The 8,139-nt window shown below is 53.6% G+C and carries 10 protein-coding genes; 9 read left to right on the top strand and 1 reads right to left on the bottom strand.

Annotation, left to right across the window (positions count from 1 at the left end; genetic code table 11):
* From ACQRA4_RS13225 to ACQRA4_RS13265, 9 genes are all read left to right on the top strand, one after another.
* On the top strand, positions 1-1,294 hold a 1,294-nt coding region (locus ACQRA4_RS13225; RefSeq protein WP_427823530.1), incomplete at its 5' end, for a hypothetical protein.
* A complete protein-coding gene (locus ACQRA4_RS13230; protein WP_427823531.1) occupies positions 1,287-1,604 on the top strand; it encodes a hypothetical protein in 318 nt (105 codons plus the stop codon). The genes ACQRA4_RS13225 and ACQRA4_RS13230, both read left to right, overlap by 8 nt.
* Positions 1,605-1,625: 21 nt before the next feature.
* Positions 1,626-2,003 carry a hypothetical protein gene (locus ACQRA4_RS13235; RefSeq protein ID WP_427823532.1) on the top strand — a complete coding sequence of 126 codons (378 nt, stop codon included), beginning with the start codon at positions 1,626-1,628 and terminating at the stop codon, positions 2,001-2,003.
* A 50-nt stretch (positions 2,004-2,053) separates the two neighbouring features.
* Positions 2,054-2,602 carry a LemA family protein gene (locus ACQRA4_RS13240; RefSeq protein ID WP_427823533.1) on the top strand — a complete coding sequence of 183 codons (549 nt, stop codon included), beginning with the start codon at positions 2,054-2,056 and terminating at the stop codon, positions 2,600-2,602.
* A gap of 30 nt (positions 2,603-2,632) precedes the next feature.
* The gene (locus tag ACQRA4_RS13245) at positions 2,633-3,058 is read left to right on the top strand and encodes a hypothetical protein (protein ID WP_427823534.1); all 426 of its coding nucleotides are present in this window, start codon (positions 2,633-2,635) and stop codon (positions 3,056-3,058) included.
* A gap of 781 nt (positions 3,059-3,839) precedes the next feature.
* Entirely contained in the window at positions 3,840-4,742 is a 903-nt protein-coding gene (locus ACQRA4_RS13250) for a DUF3137 domain-containing protein (RefSeq protein WP_427823538.1), read from the top strand.
* A gap of 428 nt (positions 4,743-5,170) precedes the next feature.
* Entirely contained in the window at positions 5,171-6,001 is an 831-nt protein-coding gene (locus tag ACQRA4_RS13255) for a hypothetical protein (RefSeq protein WP_427823535.1), read from the top strand.
* A gap of 53 nt (positions 6,002-6,054) precedes the next feature.
* Positions 6,055-6,801 carry a hypothetical protein gene (locus tag ACQRA4_RS13260; protein WP_427823536.1) on the top strand — a complete coding sequence of 249 codons (747 nt, stop codon included), beginning with the start codon at positions 6,055-6,057 and terminating at the stop codon, positions 6,799-6,801.
* Positions 6,802-7,289: 488 nt separating this feature from the next.
* Positions 7,290-7,490, top strand: coding sequence for a hypothetical protein (locus ACQRA4_RS13265; protein WP_427823537.1), 201 nt, complete (start codon positions 7,290-7,292; stop codon positions 7,488-7,490).
* 480 nt (positions 7,491-7,970) lie between these two features.
* Here ACQRA4_RS13265 and ACQRA4_RS13270 read toward each other — a convergent pair.
* The coding region (locus ACQRA4_RS13270; RefSeq protein ID WP_427823539.1) for an IS1 family transposase at positions 7,971-8,139 on the bottom strand (169 nt) is incomplete at its 5' end.

Raw genomic sequence — 8,139 nt, forward strand, 5'->3', positions numbered from 1 at the left:
TTTTCTGTTTGGGGTATTCAGGCATGAAAAATTGTCATGCCCTAACATGCGGGCGGAAGCGCAGGGAGATGCTGGTATGAAAGGCTTTATGTCTTTGGGATGTCTGGTGCTGTTTTTTCTCCTTATGGCGTCTCTTCCAGTCAGAGCGGAGATGACCGTAACTGTCGTCAATGGTTCGCCTCTGGAGATATACTATCTTTATCTGGATAGTGAGGAAGGCGGCATGGGCTCATCGATGAATCTTGTCCCCGGCAACAGGATCAACATGACTGCCGGCAATGCTTCCGCCCTGAAAGGGCTGAATGTATATGCCGGAACAAGGCGCTATGAGTTTGATTCATTGAATCTTTCCGGCCCGAAGCAGATTGTGCGTTTTGTCCTGCGCGATGGCGGCGCGCCGGCGCTTGTGCCTGAGGGAGGGGCTCAGTCGTCCGCCAAGGCGGAGAGCTTTGATGTGGAAGCCGGCCCCATCTGGGACAACGATCATGCCCGGAAACGCTGCCCCGAAGTGCTGGCTGAATGGATGAAAGCCAATCCCGGCAAGGAAGCCCAGTGGACAGGCAACTGGGCGACGACTGTTGAAGGGGAGATGAGCGTCTGCGGTCTTCGGCTCAAGAATGCTTCTTCCGGGGAATCGGCGCAATCTTCCGGGGAGATCGCCGGCAAAGCGGTCTCACTGATTCCTGAAGGAGCCGCGCCCGTCGACCTGGCGAAGGCGCTTGCCGCCCGCACGATGGCGGATCTGCGCCCGATGAACGTCGCGGAAGGCTCCTATCCATTCAACAATCAGTTCTTCATGCCCATAAGGTTTGCGGAGACAACCTGGCTGGCCAGAATTGTTCCTGCCGGTGAAGGAGTATTAGGCGGCAAAAACATTGACGATTGTCCCATTGAAAGAATCATCTTTCACGCGGCCATTGACGTGGAGGGGCTCGCGAAGGTCATTCAGGCCCTGTCTTCCACAGGATGCCGCCCCTGGTTCGCCTATGTGAAGGCGGGCGAGAAGGGTGGGAAGATGGACATCAAGGATGCGGTTCGGATCTGGGATAACGCGGATACGCCAGATCAGGCCAAGGCCGAGGCGATGATGGCCGAGACATGCGCCACTGTTTTCGACGAGACCGATCCCACTGTGCTGGAAGCTGTCTATATTCCCGCGAAAAACTGGGACGAGGCCGTTGCGGGGGAAAATCCGGCTATTCCCGTCATGCGCCTGCATGTAACATCGGGCAAGAACTGTTCTCTCGAATGGATGGCCGATGGCTCCGGGATTATCGAAGCAAGCCGTGAATAAACCAATTGGCCAAGGGTTATTGATTGCAGCTGGCCTGGCGGTCTGCGCCGCGCTGCTCTGGGTAGTGGGGGTTCTGCTGCTGACAAGACAGACCTGCCAGCTGCTGATTCTCATGTGCGGAGTGGGCGTCGCGTTTATCTGCATGGCTTTCCACGCCCGGAAAAGAGGCAGCCGAGTGCTTCTTGCCATTGCTCTTGCAGGTCTGGCGCTGGCTCTGGGGCTTGGTTTCATGGCTTTGGTGGACATCCTCGAACCGGAAGTCCAATCCTTTTGGATCATACCGGAAAGTTTGCCAAAAACTCTCACATGAACCCTATGGGTAAGGAAGGTTATGAAGCAGTATTTTTTCTTCTGGAATTTTTGCATATGCGCGCTTCTGCTCTGCTTGAGTCTGTCTTGCGGCGAGGTGTTTGCCGGGGATGATGCTCAGCCCGGCAAATGCGAGATTACATCCGGCGGGAAGATATACAAGCCTTCCGACTGCATGATCCGGAAAGAAACGGATGATGGACTTCATTGGTATAACATCGAGAGAAAGAACGGCAAACCCCTGCTGGAGGAGATACTCTCCGTTTCCATAGTGGAAATGGACAAGGATACAGCCGAGGTAAGCGGAGTGACCCAGGACGGCATCAATTCCCGCTGGGGAAAGGCCAAACGCGACGGGACCTGCTGGTCTGGAGAGGACTTCCGCATCTGTATCGAATAGGCTGATCGGCTTCACGCGCAAGGCGGAGCAGGAAAAAACCGGGAGGGTGCATGAACAGCTGGCTTTTGGCGGCACTGGCAGCCGTGGGGGGAGCGGTTTTGTGGTACATCATGACCATGAATCGCTTCGCCAGACTTCTGGTGAAAATCAGGGAAGCCGATTCCGGTATTGAAGTGGCCCTGACCAGGCGTTTCGATACCCTGACCAAGATGCTGGATGTGACAAAGGCCTATGCCAAACATGAGGCGGACACGTTGGGGAATGTGGTACAAATGCGCCAGGGGATGAGCATGGCGCAGCGGTCTGATGCCAATAGTCAGATGGATGCCCTGCGCGGACAAATCAATGTGCTGGCCGAAGCCTACCCGGAACTGCGTTCCAGCGAGAATTTTCGCGTATTGCAAAGCTCCATTGCGGAGGTTGAAGAAGACCTGCAGGCCGTACGCCGTATTTACAACATGAACGTGTCGCAATTCAACCAGATGCTGGTAACCTGGCCGGACAGCATTGTGGGGCGCCTGCATGGACATAAAAAGGAGGAGTTCTTTAAGGCTGAGGAAGAGAAAAAACAGGATGTGGCGATGCGGTTTTCCCTGTAACCTGCAAACAGATTTTTTAATGAGGAAATCATGAAGTCTATATTGAAAAAAACAGCTCAGTGTTTTTTGGTTGCCCTGTTCGTTTTGGCTGCCGCCAATATGGCCATGGCTGATAGCCCCTTGAGTATTAAAGTAACAAAAGTCGAACTCGCACAGGCCAGCGGCGGCAAACAGCGCATAACTTTTTGGTACACGGTCAAAAACATCACTTCACATGAGTATATCAGCAGGCTCAATAACGTCACGGTGAAAATAACAGGCAACTATGGGAATGACGATGAAACCTACCAGAGAAAAGTGGATACCAACTATACCTTTAGCCCGGCTCTGGGGCCCGGCAAAAGCAAACAACTCAAGACTACCTTCACACGCAAAGTCAACTCCAGCAAGGGCTGGTATCCCTACAGGAGTGCGAAGATTCGCGTTTTGAAATATAATTTCAAAAGAACCAGCTGACCAGCAGACGCACGCCCTGAGTCCGGCCCGCCCGCGCTCAGGGCATTTAAATCTTACAAGCTGCCAGCTGCCCCAATTGGAACAGTCAGATCCAACGCCCCAAGGTTAAAGTATATCCCAAGCTCGCTCCTGGAAGAAGGCTGCACACGCAATGTCTGACGCCATTTTTATTGTCATTGCCCTTCTTTTCGAGTTTGTCGGCCCTGTTCTGCTTGCGGGGCTGGCGGTCTGGAGAATCTGGAAATTCGTCCGGATGCGCCGGCTCCGCGCAAGTCTTAGGGCCGCGAAGGGCGATGCCGCAGCCCTGCGAATGGAACATGCCCGTATCGGCGCCGGCGCGCTTTCCTTTCTTGGCTGGGCGTCCTTTCCCGTAGCCTTTGTGGCGGCCCTGGGCCTGGGCATGGAATGGGAATACGCGCTGTTTTGCGCGGGTCTTTGCGGCGGCGCGATCCTCTATGGCGCGCAACGTCTGAAAAGCCGCTACAACCAGGATTTCAAGGAAAAAGTTGTCCGGGCCGAACTGGAAAAGGTCTTTGAGAATCTTTATTTTCAGCCTGATGGTGGCCTGAATGAGGATGTTTTGCGTTCTTCCGGTCTGCTGCCCCCAGGCGACATATCCTGCAACGATCTGATAACCGCCCGGTATCACGGCCTTGACTTTGCGCAGTGTGATATCCGCATTCAGGACAGCGCCGAGGTTGCGGCCGCCGCTGAGGATGATGGGGAAGCGCGGCGTGAGGTTCTGACAGACGTGTTTCAGGGCAGAGTCATGCGCTTTGCCATGGCCTCGCGAGCCGGCGGCCCTGTGCGGGTGCTGCGGCGCGACTTCGGCGCGGCCCGCGCTCTCGCGGATTCGGGTGACTGGCAACGTGTGGAAACGGAGCTTGCGACTTTTGGGGAGCGTTTTGAAGTTTTCGCGCGCGACCCGCTGGACGCCATGCGCGTCATGACGCCGCTGATGATCGAGGGCATATATTATCTTGATGGAAAGCTCGATGTCCCCCTGGCGTTCCATTTTGAAAACGGGGAGATGCTGGTCTTCATGGCCCTGACCCGCGACGCATTTGATGTCTCCGGTAAAAAAACGCTTCTGGAAGAACGAAAACTGCTGGAAGAAGATATCAGCCTGATCACGGGTTTTCTGGACACCATGTACTTCAAGAGGGGCGAGAAATCCACAGCGGCTGAAGAAAAAAGGGAGAATACGGGGGAAGCCGTGGCATTGGCAGCGGCGGCCGGCGTCGCCGGGTTTTCCCTGGCCGCCAGACTTTCCCGCCTGGGAATGGGGCTGCATGGGCCAATGCGTCTGGCCTGCAAGCTCGTTTTCTGGCTTCCCGCCGCCATTTGGGGAATTTCTGTTGTCGTGGCGTTCCTGAACCTGCCGGACGGCGTCGCTCTTTCTTTCAGCATTACGGACGGGGCAACAGAGTTGTCGGATCCCTGCAATACCCTGGCGTTTATTGCGGTGGGAGCTATTTTTGTATTGCCTTCGGCTTTGCTCGTGGGCAATATTCTTGGCAAAACCCTTAACGTGTTCTTCCTGGGCGCGGGGCAAGGCGTAAGCTATGGCGGCCGTATTCTCCAGTTGTTCAAGTCTTTTGTAGCGGCATTGTTCGCCGGTATTCCCTTGTGGCTGCATCTTTTATTTATCAGCATTAATCTTGACGCGCTCCAGGCGATTTAGCCATGCGAGCTTTCAGGGAGTATGTTATGCATGCGCTTTACTTGAGAAATTTTCTCTGCCTGATCAGTTTACTGCTGCTGACGGCATCGGCGGCACTCGCCGTACCCGCAAACCATGACGCTCTCATGGCTGACGGCGAGTACAGGAAAGCTTTCGAGGCCTATTCCGCAACAGAGCGGGAAGCCAAAAAGCGGCTTGACGCTCAGGATTTTGCCGCCGTCCAGAAGGCCGTGCGGGCGGAAGCGGCAAAATCGGCCAAATCAGGCATATCCGAAGGCTCACCGGCAAGCGAGGCGTGGATTCTTGCCTATGAGCAGGGGCGCGACAGCCTGAACCTTGAAATGGCATGGGACTGGCTGCGCCGTCACCCGGAAGGCGTTCAGGGTTTCTACAAGATGCAAAGCAAGGCGTTTGAGGGCTGGATGACTGTGCGGAAGGAAAAAGAAGCGGATCTTTACGCGGTGCATATCGTTGCCAGCCAGAAAAGCGCCCCCTTCAACAGCGGCGAGCTGGATGGCGTGGGCAGACTCAAGGACAACAGCATGCGGGTTGCGGATCAGTCCGATGAAAAGAACCCTGTCCAGATTGCCTTTCATGGCGAGACGGCAACCGTCACCGAACCGGAGGCTTTCAAACAAAGCGGACTCTTGGGCGCGGGCGTCAGCTTTGACGGTGATTTCCTGCGTGAAAGGAAATCCGGGGGAAAAACTTTTTCTGCGGCAGAAATGAAGCGTATGAGCGTGTTCCTGTCCAATTTCACCGAACTCGGCATGCTTGATTTCACGGCTGAAGATGTGCTCAATACAGAGAAGCCCTATGATATGATTCGCTTCGGCATCTGGCATAATTTCATAAACAACCCCAAGCGCATCAAACCTTGCGCCACGCCTGAATGTCAGTGGGGGACTCAAACCATGGAGTGTTCTTACGTCAAAGACAGCCTTCAGCGTTATTTTGGCTATAACCTCAGGCAATGTCTTTCCGCGGCGCATCCGAATTCGGGCTCTCCCTCTGACAAGTATCACTTCGACGGCGCGCGGTATCATTTTGAAGGGGCTGCCGGTGAGGCCGTCTACCATGCGCGGGTCGATGAAGCCAGACAAGGAGCGGACGGCGTGATTGAGATGAAAGGCATAATCTACAACGCGGACGACAAGGAGGACATCCTGGGCAACTTTATCGCGCAGGCCAAGCCCCATACCTGGAAAGGAAAGGACACTTTGGCAATTGTGAGCCTGAAAACACGGTTCAAGGAATAGCTTGCCCGTTTCGAGACGAGACCAATCTGCATGATCTGCTAAAGGAGTCAGCAATGCCTAAAGCCATACCGTCTCTCTTTCTTGTCCTCTCGACTCTTTGTCTATGCCCCTTCGCATTCGCTCTGCCGGCGCAGCATGAGGCGTGGCATCAAGAAAATGATGCCTACCGCACGATGTATGACCGCTACGATATCGAACTCCAGAGACTCAATGACGCGTTTGATGAAGGAGAATACGATAAAGTGGATAAGGAAAACAATACGGTCATTGAAAAAAGTGTGAAGGATGCCGAAGCCGCTGGTAAAAACGCAGCCCTTGCCTGCGCTCAGGCTTATGCGGAACGCATCCTGGTTATGGAGCAATTGGTGAGTTGCAGGAACCTGGAAATAGTTGCGGGCGAGACCAATCCTCTTGAGGGATTCTACCGCCTGAGCGGGCGTCCCGGGCATGATGGCTATCTGACCATCAGCCGAACCGGAAACGGCGGCTACTGGCTGGAAATCGCCGTATGGGAGACAGACAAGCCGCAAAGTTTCGGGTGGAGTCAGTTTCAGGCGGCTAAAATAGGCGACAATTTCAGCACCACGGCGGTGTTTCAGCCGCAAACCGCCGAAGAAAGCGGCGCCAGGGACATCCAGCCGCATCTCGCCATCAAAGACGGCGTAGCTGAAGTGACAACCCCAGAGGCATTCAAAAAAGGAGGGTATGTCTATTTTGACCGCGGAGAAAAATCCCTTTTAAAAAATATTCGCCTGGACGGAAACTATCGGTATGTGCCCTGCGGCAAAGCTGGCAGATAACAATGGATGCGAAAAACACCCTCAAAATGGCCGCCTGGAAAATCTTTGCCCCTGTTTTTGACGTAGTGCCGCAAAAATTTGTGGGTCAGAGCGTGGTTCCGTTCGGGCATCGGGAATAATTTGTGTGATTCATGGACATCGTTTCAATTTCTCGGTACTTTTCCCCAATGAAAAGGAAGTTCGACAGCGTCTTCGATGACTAAGGCTTTAAGGCGTCGTCATGGGATCGTAAAAGGTGCCCCATGCCGCAAGCGCAGGGCGTCCGCCAAGCGCCCTGCCAGCGTGTCCGCTTGGTTTCCATTCGCCTGCGGGAAAGATGAGCCCGCCTGGGGCATGCTCTTCAGACCGAAAACACGAAAAACTTTACAGCGGCAGGCGGGCCAGAAGGCATAATACGCCTCATATGTGGATGCGCGGTTCATGGTCAGCCGCATCCGTTTGTCACGCCGGACAAGATGTACTCTGACGACTGAATATGGAGAATTGCGATGTTAAATGCTCATGGTACGGAAATCGATTTCAATGTGGCAAAGACGCTCATGGACGAGAAATTGCGTGACGAAATCCAATGCCGCCTGGGGCCTTGCAGCGATGAAGAATTTTTCTTTACTTATGCGGCTGCCCATTATGAAACATTTGGCGAGGTTTTCGAGTTTGCCAAAAAATTTCCTGTAATGCCAAAAAACTGATGTCTCGACGCATGAGCACCGAGGACTTTAGGCTCAAACCCCATTGAAAAATACGTTATGGGTTTTGCTTGTCGGTAAAAGGGAGATTTTCCTCTCGCCGCCCGAAGCGGAGCGAAGGGCGGCGGAACACAGCCAACACATCCCTGACCAACAGCGCATAAATGAGGCTGACTCTACATAATGCCGTCAAATTATCGCGGCCCATAACGATATGCGTCTGGTTTGGACGGCGGCAAGAAAAGACGCGCTTCTTTGAGAGTTTTCACTTAAAGATAGATATGGCCTGAGCTTGATACTTTCCAAAAAAGAGCTCCATCCGCTACACGATGCCATAGCCTTGGCGTCAAATCTGCCATGCTCTTTTTCTTAGAAACAACTTTTGTCCTACGCGTAAATCCACCACAATGACGCCTTGTACTGCCGTTATTTCGTTCAATTCGCAGATGGTTCCCCGTTTTCCTTGAATGAGGTTGTCCCCGGCTATTTCCATGAATATACTTTCCAGTTATCGGTACAGAAGAACCAGACAGACCAACGGCGAAGCCTTGCCATCAATCTTGCGGGAGTGGTTTGGTCACGATTGTCGCACTCCCGGTCAATGAGTTGACCGGTATCGCGACAATAAGCTTTCCAGACCCATAATTTGTCT

Source organism: Desulfovibrio sp. SGI.169 (genome assembly GCF_050313595.1).
GTDB lineage: Bacteria > Desulfobacterota > Desulfovibrionia > Desulfovibrionales > Desulfovibrionaceae > Desulfovibrio.